The following is a 23224-nucleotide window of genomic DNA, read 5'->3' as shown; positions in this document are numbered from 1 at the left end:
AAAGTGGTCTGCTGGTAAAGTAACAGAACTCAATTGCCATTTTACTGAAGAAAATGAAGTTCCAGTATTCCAAGTTATTTCATACTAATCGGTAGTGGCTTTTATAAATCAATTTATAAGAAATAACTGAATTTCTACTGTTTTTGCTTAGTGGCAGTAACATTAATTCCTATGGATTTAATAACAGAGAAAGTAATTTAAAATGCTAATTAGATAGCCGTATTTCAAAGAGTAGATAAATAATTTCTACTCTTTTTTTGGGGGAGTAAAAGGGAAACGTTTGTTTGTGTCTAACATGTATACATGTAAAATTAGCCTAAGACAATGGAGGAGATACTCTTGAAAAAAGAGCACTTTATGGTAAAAGGTATGGACACAGAATTTGTTGAATTTCGTCACCTAGAACACGATATTTTATTTACTAGGTTTGAGCGTTTAAGTTTAACAGGCGCAAACGTTCGGGAAGAAGCCAAATATTTATATTTAATTTATATTTTCCGTAAACAGCATAAGTTAGCAAAGAATCGTGATAGTGATGGGGAAATCGATACTTTTAACATTATCTGTTTTAATAAGTCATATCATACTTTTGATGAAATGGTTCATAACCTATATTCCATTTTAACGGAGTATATATTGAATCAAGATGAAGTTTTTAGGTGCTTAAACGAGGTTCAAAAACTTAATCCGAAAAATTGTTAGAACAAGGAGTGAAATCCTTGTTTTTTTGTATGATAATCAATGCTTAAGTAATCCCGCTCTAACGTTGCTTGTTGGTGGAGCAACGTGGATATTAGGTTATTGTATATCCAAATTAGTACCGAATATTTCACGTTTAAGGAGAAAAAGTGTAATAATTAAATATGGGTTACAGTGTACAAAGAAAAAAGAGTGATGGTTCACTCTTGGAGATTGTCAATATGGGTATGAATTAATATCATTGTAAAAAGTTGCAGAGAAAAGTACTTATTTATTGGTTTTTAGTCTTTTTAAGCAATGCCTTTTTTAATATATTATCTATATCCATCCATTCTTTATTAGGAAATGCCTTAAGGGTAAGTTGGGTTTTGGTATTACTATATTCCTTTAGTTTCGGTGCCTTTATAGTAATGGAGATATCATTATCACCATCCACAAAATCAAGGTTTAATTGGTATGTATTTGGTAGGTTATAGAAGGTTTCTCCATCAAATAGGATAGGAGATCTCATAACCTTAATAACTTTTGATTCCTCAAGTTCCTTTATATGATTAAATGCTGTCCTAAGTCCACATGGTGCAGAGTTCGCGATTTGCTTATATGTCATATAAAACTGACCGCTTTCATCTGCGAAACGTTTTGAATGAATAAAGAGTGCATTAATAGTTTTGTGAAACTTTTTAGGATATTGATGAATAGTTAGTAAGTCATTTCTTGACACTACTATTTGTGTTTTTGATTTGCCTCCCCCAAGAACAATGTTTTTAGAATAGACACCTTCTACGATTCGGCTAATCTCTTTAAAGCAAATTTCCAAGGGGGTATCATAATATTCCTTCTTTTGATTTTTCATCCAATCTCTTAAGATGCCTTCACAACTTTCCCTTCTGTGATTCCTCGTGTTTAACCATATCGCAAGTTTAATAAGACTTTTATGTCTTGTACCTTTACTCCTTAGTCCATTTTTAAATAAATTTTCTAAGGAATTCAGTGTGTCACTGGTACGAACCTGTCTATTATGTTTGGCATTTTTACTTATGTCTTTTTTTGCAACTGGGTTATTTTCAGAACTGCTCTTGCTTTTTATAGTTGGTAATCTTTTGATAATTGACCGGATTTGATTCACGTCAATTGGTTTAATATCTAGAATGTAATCTAACGTTTCTATTGGTTTAAAGTCATCATGTATATTTACATACCAACAAATATTACTATTCACATTCTTGTTATTTCTATTGACGCCCAGTGGAAGTTTCAGTCCTTGGGTTGGACTTGGTCTACATTCAATTTTCTTTTCTTCTAAGTCGGGATATTTTTGAAGCAATTTAGATGCAACATAGTCGTAAAGTTTAACCATTTTAGGGTAGCCAAGGGTATCAGAAAAATAAACATCCACATGATACCCCTTTGAGCCGCTCCAACTTGTATGTATAAATTCCGATGAAATTCCGATTTGATTTAAAACTAGGTAAATGGATTGCACGACTTCCTTTGATGGGATATCAACGTCAAAAGAAATGAATTTAGTTAATTCTTCTCCACAAAATATGCCGTATGTACGCTTTCGTTCCAGATGTAAATCAAGCATTTCATCAATAAAGTTCTTATCTTTCCATGTATATGAACCGTCTTCGATCTGAATAATATATTTCTTCCTCTCAGTAATAAACAAATGTTTCATTTTCTTCGCAAAAGCACTAATGTCATTGTCCATTTAAAACACTCCTTTCAAACAAAACAGATAAAGTATTCATTAATATAACTGAAAAAAACTGCATAGAAGTTTACTTATTTAATGCCTTTTTGTTAATAGTCTTTTAATTGGTTTTAATAAGAATATCATGTATAATTCTGAATTTCATATTTTTATGAAACTTGTACAATTAGTTCTAAACATACTTATCTCGTCTTTTTCTTTTTATGTTATAACAATTGTAAGCCAATTAAACTGGCAAAATGGAAGGAGAGGATGATTAATGGAAGAAGTAATTAAAGAGGAAATGGATAATCTGTTTAATGTGGGTGTTGGTAATCAATATGATTATGTAGGATTTTATATTGATAAGGAGAAGGAGAAGGTAAGGTGTCTTATAGACCGAACTGATGGTGCTACCTATACAGATGACTTTATAGCCGAAAGTAAGGTGGAAGCAATCATCCTACTTTTTGAAAAAGTTGAGGAAATGGTTGATGAGGTACAATCTAGAATATCAGATTACTATTCTGAAATCGCAGCAGAAGTCCCTGAAGAAAAAAATGATGAAGAATTAAAAGAGAAATTGGAATATGCTGCCTTATGTGCTCTTTATAAAATTCAAAGAACCGACTTAAAATCATTATTTAATGAAGATGAGTTAAAACTAGCAGAATTAAAACACAACAAATTAGTAGAAAGGTATAACCTAAAAGAAGTGAACGATATAAGTTTTAATTACTATAAATAGAAGTTTCTCTTAAGTTAACAGTTGGAGGTGATTTCAATGGAACTACTATCAGATACAGATTTAGAATCAGTAAGAGGAATGTATCAGCATGCAAACTTTAAAAGTGCTAGTCTCAACAATGATGGCACATTTAATTTATATTTAAATTTCGGTTGTGGGTGTGACGAGTATAGAGTAACAGAGGAGCAATTAAATTACATTCAGCAGTGAAACGTACTTATTGTTGCTATATAAGGGAAATATTCAAAATACATACGAAAGGCGCTGGCAAAGTGATCCTTACGCGCTATAATACGACCAACAACAAGTTTGTCAGATAATATGGTTTATGCGACAAGAGTACTTCATTTTCATATATTTTCTCGTCGCATAATACCTATAAAAGAAATACTTTTTTCGTCGTATAACATAGCAGGGAGGATTGTTATAATGAACACGGCTCCAGCCACTATTTCACAATCGGTAGAAAGTTTCAAAACACATCTTCTGGAACAAGATAAAAGTTTAAACACCATTAAAAGTTATACCCAAGATTTGAACCACTTTTTAAAATGGATCCATCAAAGGTATGAACCACCTCATTTAATATCCGATCTTACTTCTACTGACTTAAAAGATTATGAACGACAACTTAAATCGGATCAGTCTATTGCTCCAACAACAATCAATAGAAGGTTAGTTGCATTAATGAAATGGTCAGAATTTCTGGTAAGTATTGGATCAACCAATGTCAATCTTTCCAAAAACATTAAAATCAAAAAGATTCAAAAACAGAATAACATACGTTGGCTTACAAGGAAAGAAGTTGGTAAGTTATTACATGCAATTGAGTTGACTAAACAACAAAACCATAAAAAAGGTATGCTTCATCAAACAATAGTTTATTTGGCTGTAAATTTAGGCCTTCGTGTACAGGAGATTTGCAATGCCAGAATTATCGACGTAGATACACAAAGGGGAATTCTTCGAGTAAATGGCAAGGGAGATAAACATAGGATGGTTCCTTTATCCGAAAATACCAAGGAGGCAATAGTGAAATGGTTGGGGGAAAGAGATTCTGAATCCGAGTTTTTACTAATGAGCAGTAAAAGTAGCCATATTACGACAAGAGCAGTTCAGCATATATTTAAGAAATATAGTAAACAACTAGGGATTGAGATAACTCCTCACTCACTACGGCACACATACTGCAAACAGTTAGCACAACATGGCGTAGATATCCAATCTATTGCAGAACTGGCTGGTCATAGTAGTATTGAAACCACTAGGGTGTATGTCACACCTTCAATTCAAGAGTTGCAAAGTGCCTTGAAACGAACAGAGTTTTAATTTTGAGCGTTCAGTTTACTGAGCGCTCTTTATATTACCCATTAATAATGAAAGTTAAGCGTTTTAATCAAAATAAGAGATTATTTATTATTAATAATAGTTCTAATGAGTAAAATGATTATAATCAATAAAATGATTTTAATCATTAATAACTATAGTTAATGAGTAAGATCGAAAGTGGAAAATTACCACTTTTGTTACCTGAATTTTAGGTAACAAATAAAATACCATAAAAATGAAAAAAATACATGATATAGAGAATTAAAATCAAAAAAAATACTCTGATAGAAAAAAACAGAAGAAATTAGGTTTTAAACGACATTTAATCCAAATCCTTAATTCTCCCCGATTCTCCCGTTTTTTGGACGAAATCACCACATTTTTTTGTTGACCATTTTTGCTGCCTAAAATCAAATTATGGTTTACAAAGAGTAAATAAAATTTTTCAATAGCATATTAATTAGGTGTTAGATACTAGATTTTTACATGTTCTTTATCTATGAATAATACAAACTACACATTTAATAGATAAAAAAACTTGAAGATGATTTGATTCGCGCTATAGTAGTCATCAAATATAATTGGGAAGGTGATAATGTGGGGATTTACTATGGAATAACATTTAATGTAGCGAAGTGCCAAGAAATAACTGTAAAGTTGCAGGAACATGCTAGATTCTTTAATAAAAAACTAGAGATGCATTTAGTTGTTGACCTTAGTGTTTTGGAATCTTATTTAAAATCAATGGATTTAACAATTATTGATAGGATTTTGCTTTATGACTATGAGGAACTAGGGAGTTGGGATAACTTCAAAAGGTTCTCTAATTTATGCAAAGAGTATGGGTTAGAGTATAGCATCATAAAAAAAACAATTGACTTACATAGTGATGTTGATGTTCCAATTGGATATCTTACTGACATTATCCAGTAGAAGTTACGAATAAAATTAAAAATTATAGGGAGGGACAGGTTTTGGATAGTCAATTCCAAACATATACGAAGAGCCAAATAGACTTCATCAATAAACAACTTCAGGCTGCTGCAAGAATGGCTGCTAGAACTGAAAAAGAAATTCTTTCTATCTTTACTGATGATGAAATTAATTTGGTAAAAGAAGCATGGAGTAGAAGTAAATCTTCTAATGGTATGTCTTTTAAAAACAGGTTAATAAATTGTGTAGTTGATGAAACTGCTGAAGAATTTCTAGTGACTAAATGGAATGTTAACAAGAAAGAACTTTTGCAGAAGGTTATGGTTCTAACCGTATATCAGGCTTTTACATTAATCCGTGTTTCTAGTCGACGACTTAATGATTAAAGATGACAATTTTTTGATCGTTGCAGGTTATGTTTCCTAAAGAGGGCGTCGTGAATTTCACGATATGAAAACAAAAATATCATCTACCACATTGTAGTAATTGAAGGGGGCTTTATCATGGGTTTGATATTTGAAAAACAGTGGCATAAAATGGTCGTTCTTTTAATTTCACTTTATTTTTCACTGATTTTTACAACTGTATTTTTACCTTGGATGTGGACTTATTATATAATTCCAACCACTGATTATTACCTTATTTCTTCTGTTGTCATGTTTTTTGGAGGAGTAGTATTTAATACCGTATTATTCGTTAATTTTCATAATAAAATAATAGAGATAGAAAATGGCTTTCCAATAGGAATTGTTCATAAGTTGTTTGGTTGGTTAATACTTGCGTACATCATTCTATTTTTTTTCATGGTGTTTTTTATTGATAACGTAATACCTATTTTATACTTTATTATTTTTCTCACCATTGGTGGATATTCGCGGTTTTGGATACTTCAAGGATACATTAAAGCAAAAAATAATAAGTACAAGAAAAGTGAAAATTTAAAACATAAATCTTGGTTGGAAAGAATCCTATTCTTTAATATTGTTTTATCATTACTACTTGGGTATCTGCACCGACTCGGTTAAATAGTTATTTTTTAGGATAGTCTCTTACTTAAAAAGACTTGTTTACATTATTTGGACGTTATATACTTTTACTAGAATATACCGAATATACTTTTTATACACTTCGGAAGGGCTTTCTAGAGGCCTTTCCGAAAAAAATAAACTTTTTTATCAAAGGTCCTTTACAAAAGGAAATATTTATACTAAGATATTAATCAAGTTATATATATTATATTTTGATTCAATAGTTTTATTTTTTCTTTAATTAGTTTTCTATAAGTTTTATATATATAAGTCTCTTTCTTTTTATTACGGAAGAGCAAATGAATATATACGAATATACAGAATAAACGGGAAAAGTGTGTGTTTCACATGCAATTTCCAATGGTTGAGTATGCTTTCTTATTCTCAATCAAACTTTAGTTTCGTATTTGTATATATTCATTTGCTCTTTTTCTATTTGTAATAAAAAGGAGGGGACTTTTTTTGTTGGTCTTTTGTAATCATATGTTGCAATAAATGATTTTAATTATGCTCTAGATGGCTGTGATATCAGCACTACTAACGAAAGGGAGAGGTTATTTATGAGAAATATGAAAATGAAAGAAATGTTTCAGAAAATGAAGCCGGGATTTATGTATTCAACAGTTATTAGTAATGAAGGTACTTCTGAGATAGTGTTTGTGATTAAGGATTATAACCACAAGGTAAAAAAGATGGTTAATAACCCTTATGCAAATGTTAGAGCAGGTATTGAAGATAATGGCACTGCCAGTGGATTACTTTATTTGGTGCAATTCGGAGATTATGAAAGAAATATTTATCATTCTTGGTTTGATAAAACGATCCAATTAAAGCAATTAATCCCCCTTTTAAATCAGAAGAAGGTTGTCCACTATTTTGTTAACGAAAGGAATCAGATAGTAGACATATTAGCGATTCCTAATTCGCTAAATGAAATTGTACATAAGTACCTTCAGAATGTTGATCCAATATGGACAATTAAAGAATTTGACTCTTTAGTTTATGAAACTATGAGAAAACATAAATCCAAATTAGGATTATGGAAATACATTACTAAAAATATGGCATCTTGATCTTGCCTAAAGATTCTAAATAAAAAAGTTTAGGAGGAAATTGTTTATGCAAACAAAATCATTAACCAAAGTAGGGTATTTAGTTCATCTAAGTAGTGAGAAAGACGATAGCATAGACTTAGATTTAAAGAGACGTGTATTGGAAGTGTTATTGGAGGAAACAACAGGTTTACGGGCAACAAATTCTTTGTCTTACAAAAATAACCCTTTAGTTGCGCAATTGTTTATAAAAGATTTAAAGAAGGATGGAATTGATACTATAGTCGTCCATGATTCATTAATTTTTGATAAAGAAGTGATTGGTCTATTTGTTGTTGAGGGATTCCGTTTTGTATTGGTTGAAGTAAATGGGGTTAAATCTAAATATCGTGTTACAGCGATATCAAATGATGATTTAAGACATGGTCACCAGAGAAACAAAATCAGTGCATCTAAGTGGATAAATTTAAAAAGTAAGTATAGTAAAGCGCTGTTTCGTAATGAAAAAACAGCAAAATGGCTAAATGGCATTATCGATGAAATGGAAAAGAAAACAATGTAATTACTCAATTTTGAGGAATGCTTTTCCATTAAACATAATTAAAAAAATCTTGCAGGGAGGCGTTAGCAGGAGGTGCGGGAGGTTGACATTACTTAATAATTCGAAAAACTTAGTCTTTCCTACTACGGAAGAACTAAAGAAACAAGAACTTATCGAAACGTTAGCCAAACTTGTAAAAGCGTATGCTGATACAAAACGTAAATAAATACTAAAATTTGGTGGCTTTGTGCCACCAAATAAATAAAAAGGAGAGATGAATAATGAATAATGCTGCTGCAATTTATGCGCGAGTTGCTACAAGTGAACAATTTAATGATGTATCAATAGAGAGCCAAGTTGAACAATTAAAAGCATATTTAAATAAAAAGGGTTATACAAACATAGAGGTGTTTGCTGATGAAGGATATTCTGGTAAAAACTTTAATCGGCCTGAATTTCAACGATTAATAAGAAATTTAGATCGGTTTGATGCCATTTCGGTTTGGAAACTAGATAGAATTTCAAGAAACAATCGTGATGTACTATATTTGATTGATAACCATTTAAGGCCTTCCGAAAAAAAGTTATTAGTAAGTACATGTGATGTTGATAGTTCAACTACAAATGGGTACATGTTTATTGCTTTACTGGGAACCTTTTCTGAATATGAAAGAAGGATAAGTTTTGAAAGAATTAGTCTTGGGATGAAAAGAAGGGCTCGTTTAGGAAGATGGAGTGGTCGAGTAATGATAGGTTATGATTTAGATAACGGTGAACTTACTATAAATAAAGGGGAAAGCCAAATAGTTAAAGAGATTTTTGAATTAAGGAATAAAATGAACAGTTATAAAAGTATTGCTGATCAAATTAATAAAAAGGGCTATAGAACTAAGAGAGGAAATTGCTTCAGTATAAATTCTGTTAAAACGATTCTCGAAAACCCAATTTATGCTGGATTTATAAGATATCGACAATGGGATGACCATGTTGTAAATAGAAAACAGTATAAGTTAGTTAGAAGTCAACATCCAGTAATCATTGACAGAGAATTATGGGAAAGAGTGCAGACTATAACATTAGAACAGAAGCATATTTCCACAAGTGCTTAAAACAAAATAATGCAACTAAAAAAATTTAAGGAGATGGTATTTATGAAAAATGTAACCTTTTTCACATTATTGCCTGAGTCAATTAAAGGAAAAAGCATGGAGGCAGATAAGGAATTTTTGTTATATGTGACAAGAGCATTTAACTTCGCTGACAAAAATAATCTTAATCTTCAAAATTCGTGTGGTGTTACAACCTTTGAAAATAGTAGTCTAGATAAATATTTTTCGAAACTAAAAAGAAGGTCAACTGTATTAATAATATCACCTGCACTAGTTGCAAACCCTAGTATTCTTAATAATTTCATTAAGAAAGATGTTACTTTTAGGGTCATCGAAGGTGATTATCTTATGAAACCAAAACTTCTAAAAGAACTTTGGTTAGAAGAAGCAAAAACTGCAACAATAAATTTTCCAGACGCAGTAGACTATTTAATTAAAACAGAGGTATTAACTTCAGAAGGAAAAGTTAGGCAGGCTTGAGTTGAGAAACTAAATAAATTATTGGAGGATGATAAGTATGACTAAAAGGGCTGCAATTTATGCACGTGTGTCGACAGAGGAACAAACAAAAGGGTTTTCGCTTGGTAGTCAAGTGGATCAATTAGAAACTTATCTTAATAGGAAAGGATATAAAGATCTAGAGGTATTTATTGATGATGGTTATTCTGGCAAGGACTTTAATCGTCCTAATATTCAACGATTAATAAAAAATTTAAGTAGTTTCGATGCCATTGCTGTTTGGAAAGTTGACAGACTTTCAAGAAACAACGAACAGGTACTTAGTTTAATAAATAACTACTTAAAGCCATATGATAAAAAGTTGTTAATAAGCACCTGTGATATTGATAGTTCAACTGCAAATGGTTACATGTTTATTTCGTTGTTGGGAACGTTTGCTGAATATGAAAGGTCTCAGATAATTGAACGAGTTAGTAGTGGAATGAAAAAAAGGGCGGAAAGTGGGAAGTGGAATGGGGGTATTATCCTAGGATATGACACAGAGGAAGGCGAATTAAAAGTTAATGAATATGAGAGTAATATTGTAAAAGAGATATTTGAATTAAGAGCATCAGGACATGGTTATAAAAGTATTGTAAACCACATAAACACTAAAGGGTTCAAAACAAAGAAAGATAAAGCATTTGGTATCAATTCTGTGAAAACTATACTCGAAAATCCTACATACGCAGGTTTTATTAGGTGGGGAAAGCATCTAAATTGGAGTGAAAAGCGTAGATCGGGAAAGCAAACAGAAGTTAAGTTAGTCAAAGGAAGACATGAGGCTATAATTGAACGGGAATTATGGACAAGAGTTCAAGAGGTTGGAGAGGAACAGAAAAAGTTCATTAGAACAAGTAACTTTGAAGGGGAGTTTGTATTATCTGGAATATTAAAATGTCCGCAATGTGGTAAAGGTATGGTTATGTCAAAAACTAAAAAGTCTGATAAAGAATACTATCTGTATTACCAGTGTCAAAACTTCCATCAAAGAGGATTAGCAGCCTGTAATTCAAACTTAGTTGTAAAAGAAGATATTGAAAAACAGGTTCTCCTCAAGGTGAAAAATCTTATGAATTCTCCTAAGTTAATTGAAGAATTATGTAGCAATATAGAGGAAGAACGAACGGAGGATATTCAAAAGTATAGGATCGAACTAGGATTTTTGCAAAAAGAATTAAAAGAGAAGATGGAAGAAGAGGCAGCACTATTAGCAAAAGCCAGACAAGCAATTAAAGCCAAAAACGAAAATGAAGAAAAAAACTATAATTTGATGTTAAATCAGACTGTAGGTGAAAGAGAAGATATTGAAAAAAAGGTTAACGAGTATGAGATCTTTATCAAAAATCATTCGTCATCCTTAAATATCACCAATGACCAAATTATCACGGCTCTAAGAGACTTTGACGAATTACTTCAAATAGCCGATAACAAAACTAAAAAAGTACTACTACGTTCAATAATAAAAGGGATTAATTTAAGTAAAGACAGGAAATCAATTAAGTCATTGACATTGTGGTTTGAAGAAGGGGACGACACCCCTTCTCCACCACCAATTTTTTTTGGTGATATTTTCCCAGTGAATGACGAACGGAGAGCCGTACCACAAATAAGGGTAATGGCCAGACTCCCTAACAACTTCTTCACTGAAACATAATCAAGGGTGTAGTATTGAATTCGGATTAAAGGGTCAGTCCCCCACTGCGCTAAAGTGATAGAGAAGTGGTGACTGACACCATAGCCACTGCATAATCACCTTTAGTTACTAATGATCTATATAAATAATTGACTATAACCAAATTGCCTATTACAATATAATTATATTGACTGAGACAATATTTAGAGGCAGGTGATCAATTGATCGGTCTAGAATACATCTTAGATCTTTATGGGATGCAGCATATTGAACTAGCTGAAAAGCTTGGTATCAAAAAGCAAAATATTAATCTATGGATTAAAGGGAGGCAAAATATCTCTAAAAAGCATCTACCTACTTTAGAGAATATTTTTGGTATAGAGGATAAATACTTTTCTAAGGAATTAACCGAATTGGAGAAGCTGGAAATCCAAAAGGAAAAGCTAAAACGAGATCTACAGCCTGTTATAATGAAACATGAAGAACAATTCTTAATTGGAGAAGAGAATGATCTAGTTGAAGTCCCGGTTTATGACAAAGAGGAAATAAATCAAATTGAGCATGATATTGAAAAAGCCAAGCTTATTGAAAAGTTCCGGAATATGATAAATAAAACGGAACACCAACCTTATTTAGATACATTTAAGTTAGTTTTGGAGCTTTTAGATAAAGTGCAGCATGAACCAACTTTCCATAAGACAATTGAAGGATTGGCGCATTATTTAGAAGTGTTACCTAATTGGGTGTCTACAGGTCCCGAACAGGATGAATTTGAGAGTGAATTATTTGAAGTATTAGATGACCACAACTACTAAGAAGGAGTTTTAGAACATGGAAACAGCAAAGATTGGATTTGAAGAAACACTTTGGAAAGCAGCAGATAAATTACGAGGTAGTATGGATGCCTCGGAATATAAACACGTTGCATTAGGATTGATATTCTTAAAATACATTTCTGATAAATTTGAAACCAAATATAATGAGTTACTCGAAGAAGGAGATGGATTTGAAGAAGATCGTGACGAGTATACATACGAAAACATCTTCTGGGTGCCGAAACAAGCACGTTGGGGCTTTATTAAAGATCACGCAAAGGACCCAAAGATTGGTCAATATATCGATGAAGCGATGATTGAGATTGAAAAGGAAAACCCATCCCTTAGAGGGGTGTTAGATAAACGTTATGCACGTCCAGAGCTTGATAAACGTCGTTTAGGGGAATTGATTGACCTAATTTCTACAATAAAACTACACAGTAAAGAAGAGAAGGATTTACTTGGCCGTGTGTATGAATACTTCCTTGGTAAATTTGCAAGTGCAGAAGGAAAAGGCGGGGGAGAGTTCTACACCCCGCAAAGTGTCGTAAAAACTTTGGTTGAAATGATTGAACCCTATGAGGGGCGAATCTATGACCCTGCTTGTGGTAGTGGCGGTATGTTTGTCCAAAGTGAAAAGTTCGTTGAAAGTCGACAAGGAAATATTGAGAACCTATCTATTTACGGTCAAGAATTGAATTCAACAACTTGGAAACTTTGTAAGATGAACCTTGCTATCCGTGGCCTCGAAGGAAACATCGGCGAACATCATGCGGATACATTCCATAATGACTTGCATAAAACGTTAAAGGCTGACTATATCTTGGCCAATCCTCCTTTTAATATCAGTGACTGGGGAGGAAATGATTTAGTAGATGATGTGCGTTGGAAATATGGTACTCCACCAAATGGAAATGCCAACTATGCATGGCTTCAACATATGGTCTATCACCTTGCACCAAATGGTACAGCAGGAATTGTCTTAGCGAATGGTTCATTAAGCTCTAACACTTCCAATGAAGGGGAAATACGTAAAAGTTTATTAGAGGCTGATTTAGTTGATGCTATTGTTGCTTTACCTGATAAGTTGTTCTATTCAACTGGTATTCCTGTTTCATTATGGATTTTAAACCGCAATAAGAAAAATCATCCGACCTACCAAAGTCGTGAAAATGAAATTTTATTTATTGATGCTCGAAACATGGGACAAATGGTTGACCGTCGCTTACGTGAATTAACGGAAGAAGATATTCAAAAAATTGCAGGAACCTACCGTAACTGGCGTAAACCAGACGGTGAGTATGAAGATATTAAAGGTTTCTGTAAATCAGCAACTCTAGATGATGTTCGTGAGAATGAATATGTGCTAACTCCCGGCCGTTATGTTGGATTAGTTGATGTTGAGGATGATGGAATTCCGTTTGAAGAAAAGATGGAGACTCTTACTGGAGAATTAAGAGAGTTATTTGATAAATCCCACCGATTGGAAGAAGAGATTACTAAGAATTTAGGGGGGATTGGCTTTGACATTTAACGATTGGAAAGAAGTATCCCTCAATGAAGTTATTTTATTTAATCCTAGAGAAAGTTTAAAAAAAGGAACAATAGCAAAAAAGATTGGAATGGATAAGCTCTCTGAATTTCAAAGGAAAATTACTGGGTATGAGTATTCTGAATTTAAAAGTGGAACAAAATTTAGAAATGGAGATACTCTACTAGCACGAATAACTCCCTGTCTTGAGAATGGAAAAACTGCGCAGGTTGATATTTTAGATCAGGATGAAGTAGCTTTTGGATCTACTGAATTCATAGTTATGCGAGAAATACCAGAGAAGTCATATAATGATTTTATATATTATTTATCAATATCTGATAAATTAAGAAATATTGCCATAAAATCAATGACTGGTACTTCGGGTCGTCAACGGGCGCAAAAAGATGTAATAGAAAAAACAAAGATATCAATTCCACTATTAAATGAACAAAAGTCTATAGCAAACATCCTCTCGACCTTAGACGACAAAAAGGAAACAAACAATAAAATCAATGAAAAGCTGGAAGAAATGGCTCAAGCGTTGTTTAAACATTGGTTTGTTGATTTTGAGTTTCCGAATGAAAATGGAGAGCCATACAAATCTAGTGGCGGAGAAATGATTGAAAGTGAGTTGGGGATGATACCTAAAGATTGGAAAGTAACTAAGTTAGATGAATTAATCGATCTTTTTGATTCAAAGAGAATTCCTTTATCCAAAAATGAAAGAGATAAAAGAGAGAAGATATACCCTTATTATGGAGCGTCATCTTTAATGGATTATGTTGATGACTATATATTTGATGGTATATACGTATTGTTAGGTGAAGATGGAACTGTAGTCGATGATCTAGGTTATCCGATACTACAATATGTTTGGGGGAAATTTTGGGTAAACAACCATGCTCACGTGATTAAAGGTAAAGATGATTATTCAGATGAGTTTGTCTATATGGTACTAAAAAATACAAAAGTAAGCTCTGCAGTTACTGGAGCAGTTCAACTTAAAATAAATCAAAAGAACCTAAAAAGTTTACTTGTTATAATACCTGAAAATACAGACCTTATAAAGCAATTCTCTAGTGTAATGGATTATCAATTTTCAATTATTAGAAATAACAGTAATGAAAATAAAGCTCTTACGTCAATTCGTGATACACTTCTACCAAAACTAATGTCTGGAGAAATTCGTGTGCCTTTAGATAATGAGTTTTAAATGAACAGATGTAGTAAATAAATCCCATTTAGAAAGGAGAGAGGCGAATGAGCTTTCTAGAAAATTTCACCGAAGATAGGTTAGAAGAAGCAGCCATTGAAATACTTCGAGAGCTTGGTTACGAATATGTTTTCGGACCTGAAATTAGTTCAGACGGGGATCGACCTGAAAGGAAGGATTATCGTACAGTAATCCTAGAAGACCGTGTGAAAGATGCATTATTTAAAAATAATAGGCATTTACCACATGAAGCTTTAGAAGAAGCGTTCCGCCAAATTATTGCGTTTAACAGTCCAAGCCTAGAAGAAAATAACCGCTATTTTCACAAATTGATAACAGAGGGAATTGATGTATCATTCCACAAAGATGGGCAAAATCGCTCAATGAAAGCTTTCTTAATAGACTTTGAAGAACCATCTAATAATGAATTTCTTGTAGTCAATCAATTTACTATTGTTGAAAAAGAAGAGCGTCGCCCAGATTTAATCCTATTCATTAACGGTATTCCTTTTGTTGTCATCGAGCTAAAATCTGCTTCTGATGAAAATGTGAGTATAGATAATGCCTACGCACAGATACAAACATATAAACGCGATATCCCATCCTTATTCTACTATAATGCATTTTGTATTTTATCAGATGGAATTAATGCGAAAGCGGGGACCATTACGGCCAATCAAGAACGTTTTATGAATTGGCGTTCTGTGGATGGCGAAAAGATTGAACCTTTGGAAGTTCCGCAATATGAGGTCATGTTGCGAGGTATGCTTTCAAAAGAACGATTAATTGATATTATCCAGAATTTTATTCTTTTTCAAGAATCTCACGAAGAGGAACGAGATGAAAATGGTAAGAAAATCGGGGATAAGAAGTCGATTGCAAAAATCATGGCTGCCTACCACCAATATTTTGCTGTGAAAAAGGCTGTGGAACATACAAAAACAGCAACAAGTGAAAATGGAGACTGCAAAATCGGTGTTATTTGGCATACACAAGGATCAGGAAAAAGTTTTTCAATGGTTTTCTATACAGGCCAACTTATTAATCAGCTAAATAATCCAACCATTGTCGTAATTACAGACCGTAATGATTTAGACGATCAACTATATTCTACTTTTTCTAAATCACAGGATATATTAAGACAAGCACCGAAACAAGCAGATGTTCGCAAGCTTAGTGATGATCAAAAAAAACAGCAGGCCAATGAGAAGGCGAAAGAAATAAACGGACTGTATGACCTTCTAAATGAGCGACAATCAGGTGGTATTATCTTTACGACCATCCAAAAATTTAAGCCAGAAGAGGAAGGCGAAATGCCAGTTCTGACTGATCGAAAAAATGTCATTATTATTGCTGATGAGGCGCACCGTAGCCAATATGGATTATCTGCAAAGACAAATACAAAAACAGGTGACGTAAAATATGGATATGCAAAATATTTACGCGACGCACTTCCAAATGCTTCTTTTATCGGTTTTACTGGAACACCAATTGAGTTAGAGGACAAGTCAACACCAGCTGTTTTCGGTAACTATATTGATATATATGATATGACACGAGCGGTGGAAGATGAAGCGACAGTTCGAATTTATTATGAAAATCGGATCATTCGTTTAGAAGCCAATGAAGAAGAATTAGCCAGAATTGATGAGGAGTTTGAAGAGATTACGGAAGATCAAGAAGAATCCACTCGTGAAAAATATAAATCCAAATGGTCTAGGCTTGAAGCGATTGTTGGTTCACCTAGTCGGATTAAGAAGTTAGCAAAAGACATCGTCAACCATTACGAAGAAAAAGCTAAAACAATTGATGGGAAAGCAATGGTTGTCTGTATGAGTCGTCGTATATGTGTTGCACTATACGATGAGATTGTTAAGATTCGACCAGATTGGCATTCTGATGACGATGACATAGGGAAAATAAAAGTAGTTATGACTGGTAGCGCAGGAGATGAAGATGCTTTACAAGCACACATTGGTGGAAAAAAACGCCGAGACTTATTAGCTAAACGAATGAAAGATAACAGTGATGAATTAAAAATTGTTATTGTTCGTGATATGTGGCTAACCGGATTCGACGTTCCTTCTATGCATACGATGTATATCGATAAACCAATGCAAGGCCACAATTTAATGCAGGCGATTGCACGAGTTAACCGTGTGTTTAAGGACAAATCAGGCGGTGTAGTTGTTGACTATATAGGAATATTAGAAAGTTTGAAAAAGGCTTTAAATCAATACACAGACAGCGATAAGAAAACTACAGGTATTGATACGTCAGCTGCTGTTGCTGTGATGAAAGAGAAATTGGAAATCTTGCAAAATATGATGCACGGTTATGATTACTCGGCTTATATGAGTTCATCACAAGCGGGACGTATTCGTGCCATTACTGGTGGTATGAACGTTATTTTCGGTAAGAACGAAAAGGAACAAAAAGAATTTAAACAGACTGCAACAGAATTAGCCAAGGCCCATTCACTATGTGCAGCGACTGAAGAAGGTAAAACTGTAGCACTTGAAGTTAGTTATTTTAAGGCAGTAAAAGCAAGTCTTAATAAACTTCAGGAAAAACAACCGAAACGTAAATCGAAAAAAGAAGTAGAAGCACGAGTTAGTCAGTTACTTGAGCGCTCTATTATTTCTGAAGAAGCGGTAGATGTATTTGAAGTAATGGGACTGAAACATCCAGATGTATCCATTTTATCGGAAGAGTTCTTAAAAGAGGTTCGAACATATGAGCATAAAAACTTAGCAGTTGAATTGCTTAAAAAATTACTAGAAGGCAACATCAAAACGATGGAAAAACGAAACCTTGTTAAATCCAAGAAATACTCGGAAAAGCTGAAACAGTCCTTAAATAAATACAAAAACCAAGCAATTACTAACGCTGAAGTAATGGAAGAATTAATCCAAATGGCGAATGATATGAAAAAAGCACGGCAAGAGGAAGAAAATTTAGGGTTAAACGATGATGAAATAGCCTTCTATGATGCTCTAACATCAGAATCCGTTGTAAAAGAGTTAATGGAAGATGAAGTATTACTGAAAATAGCAAATGAACTTACGCAGGCAGTAAGACGTAACATGACTATTGATTGGCATGTTCGTAAGAGCGCACGAGCTGGAATGCGAAGAATTATTAAAAGGTTATTGAAGAAGTACGATTATCCACCAGATCAAGCGAAAAAGGCATTGGAAACAGTAATGCATCAAGCGGAGTTGATGGCGGAGCATACAGAAGTAGGGGATTGGGATATACAGCAAGCAGCAGAATCAAAAGGTGAATATAGATTATAACAGCAAATGTCAGTCATCTTAGAAGTTATTTGAATGAACTTTTATGGATAACTGGCATTTTTGTGTATGTGAGTGACTGTTCCTATGTTATAGGACAGATAATCTCAAACTATAAAATTAGTAATTTAAGGAGGTGATAAAGATGGCTGTTAAACATATACCAACTGGAATTGTGCATAGTGGGACAAAAGGTGGAAGCACTGGTTGCGGATTTAATACGAAGGAAAATTCTAGTCATTGGGTAAATACTAGTTCCAAAATTACTTGTGACAAAAATGGTTGTAAGAACTAATTGTACAAAGTAAGGTGATATTTTATTTGGTTAGAAAAGTTAAAAAGCAAAGGGGCTATATTAATACTTATTGCTATATAAGATTTGTCCCTTTGCTACATTTATTTATCCGATATAATTTTTTCAACCTTATAGATTTCTTGAGAACAAGCTGTGTATCTTTATAAGATTTCAAAAAAGGGGTAAGAGGTATGGAACTTAACCACGATTGTGTTAGAGATTTACTTTTGGCGGTAGAAAAACATACTAACTTAAATGAACATCTTGATCATGATAAAATACTAGTGTTACCAGAATTAAAAGAATACGATGGAGATACAGTAATCTACACTGCTCAAAAACTTAACGAAGCAGGTTTCATTAATGGTAACTTCGATTTTTATTATGACGGTAATGCTCACATAGCAATTAGTTCATTAACCTATGATGGTCATACATTTTTAGATACAGTACGTGATGATATAGTATGGAGGGAAACGAAAAAAGCTGCATCAAAATTTTCAAGTGTTTCACTATCAACTCTTCTAGATATTGGTGCTTCATATTTAAAAAATAAATTGGGCTTATCATTAATTGATTATCGTCTTTTTCCTCTCTTACATTAAATACCAGTATCTTATTAAACAAATGTCAGTCACCTATAGAAAAGATTTGGAAAAAGAACTTTTATGGATGGTTGATACTTTTTATTAAATCGCTAAGGATTTAGAAAGGGTGGAGATTTATTATGACAGTTTGGTTATTTCGTGCTGGAAAACAAGGGGAATTTGAAAACAAGTTTCTAGATGATGAAAGAGTCTATCTTACTTGGGATGATCTTAGTATAGATTTAAAAGAAATTGAATCAAAGGAAACACTATATAAACGACTAATCGAGCATTATGATTTAGATAAAGAAAAAACAGCAATCAACTGGGCTTCACAAATTTGGCCAATTGCACATGCAATGGAAAAAGGTAATTTAGTAGTCTTACCTTCAAAGTTTAATCGAACAATACATATTGGTGAGGTTTCTGGTGATTACGTGTATGATGAATCACTTGGAAGCCCGTACTATCATTATCGCAATGTGAAGTGGATTGCAAAAGATATACCAAGGGATCGTTTTGAACAGGATATTTTATACTCATTAGGTGCTTTTATGACGGTATGCAAAATACATAGAAATAATGCAGAAGAACGTATAAGAGAAATGCGTGACAATAATTGGCATGTACCAAAAAATAAAAATGTTAAGGAACTAGTTGAGGAGAATGAAGAAACAGTTTCAATTGATTTAGAAGAGTATATTTATGATCAAATTTCAGAGAGAATTATTCAACGCTTTAAGGGGCATAAGATGGAAAATCTGGTTGAGGAAATTTTGAAAGCTAAAGGATTTACAACATACAGAAGTCCAGAAGGCGCGGATCACGGTGTAGATATATTAGCAGCTTCTAGTACATTGGGATTTGGAGATCCAAGAATTTGTGTTCAAGTAAAGACATCGGATACGCCTCTTGACAGGCCTACATTAGACCAATTAATAGGAACTATGAGCAATTATAGTGCAGACTTTGGATTGCTAGTTTCATGGAGCGGTTTTAAATCATCTGTTACGAAAGAAATTCCTAAACAGTTTTTCAAGGTCCGTCTTTGGGACTCCAAAACCATTATTCAACAAATTTTTGAGAACTATGAAAAGCTTAGCGAAGAAATTAAGAAAGAGATTCCTATTAAAAGAGTTTGGATGTTGGATAGTGAAGTTGATTGACACTAATGAAACCTTTGTTATTAAACTACATTCACAGATGATTTTTTTTATTGGAAAGGGGGTTCTATTAATATGGAGAAAATATCTGATACATATTTTCCAGAAAGATACAAATACCTTAACTATCCTAGAGAGTCACAAAAAAATCACGGACTTAGAAATGCCCAAATAGGTGCTATTCATTCTATTTCTTCCTTTTTTACTATTAGTAATTCTAATGCTGCAATTATAGTTATGCCAACGGGATCAGGCAAAACTGCTGTGTTGATGATGACACCGTATGTGTTAGAGGCAAAGAAGGTTCTTGTTGTTACTCCTAGTAAAATGGTTAGAGGGCAAATTACTGAAGACTTCAGTCAACTAAAAACCCTTATTAAAGCAAATGTATTTAATGATAAACTTTTAAAGCCTAATGTATATGAGATGAAACATTTACTTAGTGAAGATATGATTGATGACATCGAATCTGTTCAAGTTATTATAGCAACACCAGCTTGTGCTTTGTCTCTAACTAAAGATACCAACATAAATAAAGAGATTGATTTAGTGTTAATAGACGAAGCCCACCATGTACCAGCAAAAACTTGGCAACAAATACTTATTAATATGAAACATGCTAGGCAAATTTTATTTACTGCTACACCATTTAGGATGGATAATCGGGAGATTAAAGGCGAAATAATATATAATTATCCACTTTCCTTAGCTTATAAAGAAGGTATATTTGGTGAAGTACAATATATACCTATTGAGGAGTACTTCGAAAAGGATAAATTGATTGCAAAAAAGGCAGAGGAAGTATTTTTATTAGATAGAGAAAAAGGTTTAGATCATTATTTAATGGTAAGAACCAATTCTAAAAAGCACGCAAAAGAGTTAGAGAGGTTGTATAGTGATAATACAACATTAAAATTAAAAAGAGTTGATAGTTCTATGGCTAATTCAACGGTAATGAAATGTATAAAAGATTTAAGAGGAAAAAAATTAGATGGAATAATTTGCGTAGATATGCTAGGAGAAGGGTTTGATTTTCCAAATTTAAAAATTGCTGCTATTCATGCTCCGCATAAATCTTTAGCAAGTACTTTACAATTTATTGGTAGATTTGCAAGAACTAATGCAGAAAATATTGGTGCTGCAAAATTTATTGCAATGAATGACAGTGAGTTAATTATAGAAAACCAAGCTCTTTATACTAGTGACTCAGTTTGGCAGGACATGATTATTGACATGAGTGAAAGTAAAATTTCTGAGGAGGAATCTATAAAGGAGTATATTGGTGATTATCATAACGTCAACGAAAATAGGGTGGAAAAGATTGATGATTTTTCTTTGCATGGTGTTAGGCTAAATTGCCATGCAAAGATCTATAAAGCGTTTGGGTTTAATAGTTCTGCTAAATTTCCTGACGCTTGCAAAATTGAATATGGTCCGTTTTTAAATGAAAAAGACAATACTATTGTTGCAATAGGAAAGGATCACACCTCGCCAAAATGGTTTATTGGAGAAGGTGTAAAGGATGTTGAGAATCTATTATACTTAGTTCACTATCAAAGGGAAACAAACTTACTATTTATTTATTCGCAGATTAAGAGTGAAATTGTTTATGAGGGAATAGCTAATTCATTCTGTTCATATTATGAAAAAATACCTAAACATGAAATGAACAGAGTACTTGGTAATTTACGTGAATTTGAAATCTTTAATTCTGGTATGCAAAATCGTTATAACGATTCAGGTGAGTCATATAGAATTTCAGCCGGTGTTGATGTAAGTCAATCTATTGATCCTAGTACTGGAAAATTATATTCAGCTGGACACGTCTTTTGCAAAGCTTTAACTGATGAAAGTGAAATTACTATAGGATATAGTAGTGGATCAAAAATGTGGAGTAGTACCTATGCATCTATAAGAGATTATATAAAATGGTGTGATTATAATGGGTCAAAGATATCAAATAGTGGAATTGTAGTAAAGACGAATACAAATTATGACTATTTACCTGTACCAAGTAGATTGGTTTCATATCCGTCTAATATATTTATTTCTGATTTCTCATGGAAAACATATGTTAACCCACCTACTATTTATTTTTCAGATAATAAAGAAGTGCAAGGTATTTTATTAGATGTTTCTATAAGGATTTTAAATGTGAAAGCAGATGAAGTAAGACTTTTATTGAAAGTAGACGATACTGAAGAAGTAATAGTATGTGACGTTAATTCTAATTATTCTTCTGATTCAAATAAAATCTTGGTTTCAGATGGACATAAACAAATTAAATTATCAGAATACCTTAATAATCATCCACTAGTTTTTCGCACTACAGATGATGTAATGATAACCGGGATTGAACAAAGTGAAGGAAATCCAGATGCAATGGTATTTAGTAATGATAATATAGTTCCAATTGATTGGATTGAGGAATACGGTACTGATATTAAGGTAGAAGTAAATGATCCAAGATATCATCCGGATGAAAAATCTATTCAAACATCTTTGAGAGAAATTTTATTGACTGATAGCACCTTGAAGTATATCATATACGACCATTCTAAAGGTGAAATAGCTGATTATATAACTGTATTAGAAAATAAAACGTCGTATGAAATTACCCTTTTTCATGTAAAGAAAATGTCTGCAGCCAATTATAATAGTGATGTAAATGATATTTATGAAGTAGCAGGACAAGCTATAAAATCCATTATTTGGCTTAAAACAAAATCAATTTTATTAAAAAAGATTGAGGAAAGAAGAAAATCAAAACATTGTATCTTTATACGCGGTGATTATGATGAATTTAAAAAAGAACTACGAAGTCAAGATAAGCAAATTATAGGTAAAGTTGTCATTGTTCAACCTTCGATAAGTAAAGATACATATATGCCTGATAAGATACAGGAAGTATTAGCAGCTACAAAATATTATATCTCCAATTCTGGTAAAGTTAAGCAGCTTGAAATTTGGGGAAGTAAGTAATCATTTAAAAAGGTATCTTTTTGCTTTAGTTGAAAAAATTAAGGATGTTATGTATGAAAAACCAAACAAG

Annotated in this window: 22 protein-coding genes; 21 read left to right on the top strand and 1 reads right to left on the bottom strand. The window is 32.8% G+C overall.

Features of this window, described 5'->3' with window-relative positions; translation table 11 throughout:
• Nucleotides 1-339: 339 nt before the first annotated feature.
• Nucleotides 340-702: a hypothetical protein gene (locus tag GMJ66_RS08460; protein WP_156289886.1), complete on the top strand. Its 363-nt coding sequence runs from the start codon at nucleotides 340-342 to the stop codon at nucleotides 700-702.
• Nucleotides 703-970: 268 nt separating this feature from the next.
• Here the strand turns inward: GMJ66_RS08460 and GMJ66_RS08455 are convergent, their stop codons facing one another.
• On the bottom strand, nucleotides 971-2413 hold the full coding sequence (locus GMJ66_RS08455; RefSeq protein WP_156289885.1) for a helix-turn-helix domain-containing protein: 1443 nt from the start codon (nucleotides 2411-2413) through the stop codon (nucleotides 971-973).
• A gap of 262 nt (nucleotides 2414-2675) precedes the next feature.
• On the opposite strand from GMJ66_RS08455, the gene GMJ66_RS08450 reads away from it, so the two are divergent.
• The 20 genes from GMJ66_RS08450 to GMJ66_RS08360 all read left to right on the top strand — a co-directional run bounded on the left by GMJ66_RS08450 (nucleotide 2676) and on the right by GMJ66_RS08360 (nucleotide 23154).
• The gene (locus tag GMJ66_RS08450) at nucleotides 2676-3143 is read left to right on the top strand and encodes a hypothetical protein (protein WP_156289884.1); all 468 of its coding nucleotides are present in this window, start codon (nucleotides 2676-2678) and stop codon (nucleotides 3141-3143) included.
• A gap of 36 nt (nucleotides 3144-3179) precedes the next feature.
• Nucleotides 3180-3353, top strand: a complete 174-nt coding sequence (locus tag GMJ66_RS08445; RefSeq protein WP_156289883.1) for a hypothetical protein — start codon at nucleotides 3180-3182, stop codon at nucleotides 3351-3353.
• Nucleotides 3354-3572: 219 nt separating this feature from the next.
• Entirely contained in the window at nucleotides 3573-4472 is a 900-nt protein-coding gene (locus GMJ66_RS08440; protein ID WP_197046650.1) for a tyrosine-type recombinase/integrase, read from the top strand.
• 597 nt (nucleotides 4473-5069) lie between these two features.
• The gene (locus tag GMJ66_RS08435; protein WP_156289881.1) at nucleotides 5070-5405 is read left to right on the top strand and encodes a hypothetical protein; all 336 of its coding nucleotides are present in this window, start codon (nucleotides 5070-5072) and stop codon (nucleotides 5403-5405) included.
• A gap of 41 nt (nucleotides 5406-5446) precedes the next feature.
• Nucleotides 5447-5791, top strand: a complete 345-nt coding sequence (locus GMJ66_RS08430) for a hypothetical protein (RefSeq protein ID WP_156289880.1) — start codon at nucleotides 5447-5449, stop codon at nucleotides 5789-5791.
• Between the two features lie 117 nt (nucleotides 5792-5908).
• Nucleotides 5909-6430: a hypothetical protein gene (locus tag GMJ66_RS08425; protein WP_156289879.1), complete on the top strand. Its 522-nt coding sequence runs from the start codon at nucleotides 5909-5911 to the stop codon at nucleotides 6428-6430.
• A 563-nt stretch (nucleotides 6431-6993) separates the two neighbouring features.
• Nucleotides 6994-7506: a hypothetical protein gene (locus tag GMJ66_RS08420; RefSeq protein ID WP_156289878.1), complete on the top strand. Its 513-nt coding sequence runs from the start codon at nucleotides 6994-6996 to the stop codon at nucleotides 7504-7506.
• Between the two features lie 46 nt (nucleotides 7507-7552).
• Complete coding sequence (locus tag GMJ66_RS08415; RefSeq protein ID WP_156289877.1) at nucleotides 7553-8047, top strand: hypothetical protein; 495 nt, start codon at nucleotides 7553-7555, stop codon at nucleotides 8045-8047.
• An 82-nt stretch (nucleotides 8048-8129) separates the two neighbouring features.
• On the top strand, nucleotides 8130-8252 hold the full coding sequence (locus GMJ66_RS20905; RefSeq protein ID WP_269321873.1) for a hypothetical protein: 123 nt from the start codon (nucleotides 8130-8132) through the stop codon (nucleotides 8250-8252).
• Nucleotides 8253-8307: 55 nt separating this feature from the next.
• Nucleotides 8308-9135, top strand: coding sequence for a recombinase family protein (locus tag GMJ66_RS08410; protein WP_156289876.1), 828 nt, complete (start codon nucleotides 8308-8310; stop codon nucleotides 9133-9135).
• Between the two features lie 42 nt (nucleotides 9136-9177).
• Nucleotides 9178-9615, top strand: a complete 438-nt coding sequence (locus GMJ66_RS08405; protein ID WP_156289875.1) for a hypothetical protein — start codon at nucleotides 9178-9180, stop codon at nucleotides 9613-9615.
• A gap of 37 nt (nucleotides 9616-9652) precedes the next feature.
• Entirely contained in the window at nucleotides 9653-11290 is a 1638-nt protein-coding gene (locus tag GMJ66_RS08400; RefSeq protein ID WP_156289874.1) for a recombinase family protein, read from the top strand.
• Nucleotides 11291-11490: 200 nt separating this feature from the next.
• Nucleotides 11491-12084: a helix-turn-helix domain-containing protein gene (locus GMJ66_RS08395; protein ID WP_156289873.1), complete on the top strand. Its 594-nt coding sequence runs from the start codon at nucleotides 11491-11493 to the stop codon at nucleotides 12082-12084.
• A 16-nt stretch (nucleotides 12085-12100) separates the two neighbouring features.
• Entirely contained in the window at nucleotides 12101-13618 is a 1518-nt protein-coding gene (locus tag GMJ66_RS08390) for a class I SAM-dependent DNA methyltransferase (protein ID WP_156289872.1), read from the top strand.
• The gene (locus GMJ66_RS08385) at nucleotides 13608-14831 is read left to right on the top strand and encodes a restriction endonuclease subunit S (RefSeq protein ID WP_156289871.1); all 1224 of its coding nucleotides are present in this window, start codon (nucleotides 13608-13610) and stop codon (nucleotides 14829-14831) included. The genes GMJ66_RS08390 and GMJ66_RS08385 overlap by 11 nt, the downstream gene beginning before the upstream one ends.
• A gap of 47 nt (nucleotides 14832-14878) precedes the next feature.
• Nucleotides 14879-18130, top strand: coding sequence for a type I restriction endonuclease subunit R (locus tag GMJ66_RS08380; RefSeq protein ID WP_156289870.1), 3252 nt, complete (start codon nucleotides 14879-14881; stop codon nucleotides 18128-18130).
• Nucleotides 18131-18272: 142 nt separating this feature from the next.
• Complete coding sequence (locus GMJ66_RS08375) at nucleotides 18273-18422, top strand: hypothetical protein (RefSeq protein WP_156289869.1); 150 nt, start codon at nucleotides 18273-18275, stop codon at nucleotides 18420-18422.
• Between the two features lie 191 nt (nucleotides 18423-18613).
• Nucleotides 18614-19027, top strand: coding sequence for a DUF2513 domain-containing protein (locus GMJ66_RS08370; RefSeq protein WP_156289868.1), 414 nt, complete (start codon nucleotides 18614-18616; stop codon nucleotides 19025-19027).
• 122 nt (nucleotides 19028-19149) lie between these two features.
• The gene (locus GMJ66_RS08365; protein WP_156289867.1) at nucleotides 19150-20175 is read left to right on the top strand and encodes a restriction endonuclease; all 1026 of its coding nucleotides are present in this window, start codon (nucleotides 19150-19152) and stop codon (nucleotides 20173-20175) included.
• A gap of 72 nt (nucleotides 20176-20247) precedes the next feature.
• On the top strand, nucleotides 20248-23154 hold the full coding sequence (locus GMJ66_RS08360) for a DEAD/DEAH box helicase (RefSeq protein WP_156289866.1): 2907 nt from the start codon (nucleotides 20248-20250) through the stop codon (nucleotides 23152-23154).
• The last annotated feature ends 70 nt before the right edge of the window (nucleotides 23155-23224 follow it).

Origin of the sequence: Oceanobacillus salinisoli (assembly GCF_009733865.1) — a bacterium.
Lineage (GTDB): Bacteria > Bacillota > Bacilli > Bacillales > Amphibacillaceae > Oceanobacillus > Oceanobacillus salinisoli.
This window is presented reverse-complemented; position numbering and strand designations above follow the sequence as displayed.

Bases quoted from the DNA above. Each gene is read 5' to 3' on its own strand.
- GMJ66_RS08445 (WP_156289883.1), top strand. From the start codon at position 3,180: ATGGAACTACTATCAGATACAGATTTAGAATCAGTAAGAGGAATGTAT.
- GMJ66_RS08450 (WP_156289884.1), top strand. From the start codon at position 2,676: ATGGAAGAAGTAATTAAAGAGGAAATGGATAATCTGTTTAATGTGGGT.
- GMJ66_RS08365 (WP_156289867.1), top strand. From the start codon at position 19,150: ATGACAGTTTGGTTATTTCGTGCTGGAAAACAAGGGGAATTTGAAAAC.
- GMJ66_RS08415 (WP_156289877.1), top strand. From the start codon at position 7,553: ATGCAAACAAAATCATTAACCAAAGTAGGGTATTTAGTTCATCTAAGT.
- GMJ66_RS08440 (WP_197046650.1), top strand. From the start codon at position 3,573: ATGAACACGGCTCCAGCCACTATTTCACAATCGGTAGAAAGTTTCAAA.
- GMJ66_RS08360 (WP_156289866.1), top strand. From the start codon at position 20,248: ATGGAGAAAATATCTGATACATATTTTCCAGAAAGATACAAATACCTT.
- GMJ66_RS08370 (WP_156289868.1), top strand. From the start codon at position 18,614: ATGGAACTTAACCACGATTGTGTTAGAGATTTACTTTTGGCGGTAGAA.
- GMJ66_RS08420 (WP_156289878.1), top strand. From the start codon at position 6,994: ATGAGAAATATGAAAATGAAAGAAATGTTTCAGAAAATGAAGCCGGGA.
- GMJ66_RS08455 (WP_156289885.1), bottom strand. From the start codon at position 2,413: ATGGACAATGACATTAGTGCTTTTGCGAAGAAAATGAAACATTTGTTT.
- GMJ66_RS08410 (WP_156289876.1), top strand. From the start codon at position 8,308: ATGAATAATGCTGCTGCAATTTATGCGCGAGTTGCTACAAGTGAACAA.
- GMJ66_RS08400 (WP_156289874.1), top strand. From the start codon at position 9,653: ATGACTAAAAGGGCTGCAATTTATGCACGTGTGTCGACAGAGGAACAA.
- GMJ66_RS08390 (WP_156289872.1), top strand. From the start codon at position 12,101: ATGGAAACAGCAAAGATTGGATTTGAAGAAACACTTTGGAAAGCAGCA.
- GMJ66_RS08425 (WP_156289879.1), top strand. From the start codon at position 5,909: ATGGGTTTGATATTTGAAAAACAGTGGCATAAAATGGTCGTTCTTTTA.
- GMJ66_RS08375 (WP_156289869.1), top strand. From the start codon at position 18,273: ATGGCTGTTAAACATATACCAACTGGAATTGTGCATAGTGGGACAAAA.
- GMJ66_RS08405 (WP_156289875.1), top strand. From the start codon at position 9,178: ATGAAAAATGTAACCTTTTTCACATTATTGCCTGAGTCAATTAAAGGA.
- GMJ66_RS08380 (WP_156289870.1), top strand. From the start codon at position 14,879: ATGAGCTTTCTAGAAAATTTCACCGAAGATAGGTTAGAAGAAGCAGCC.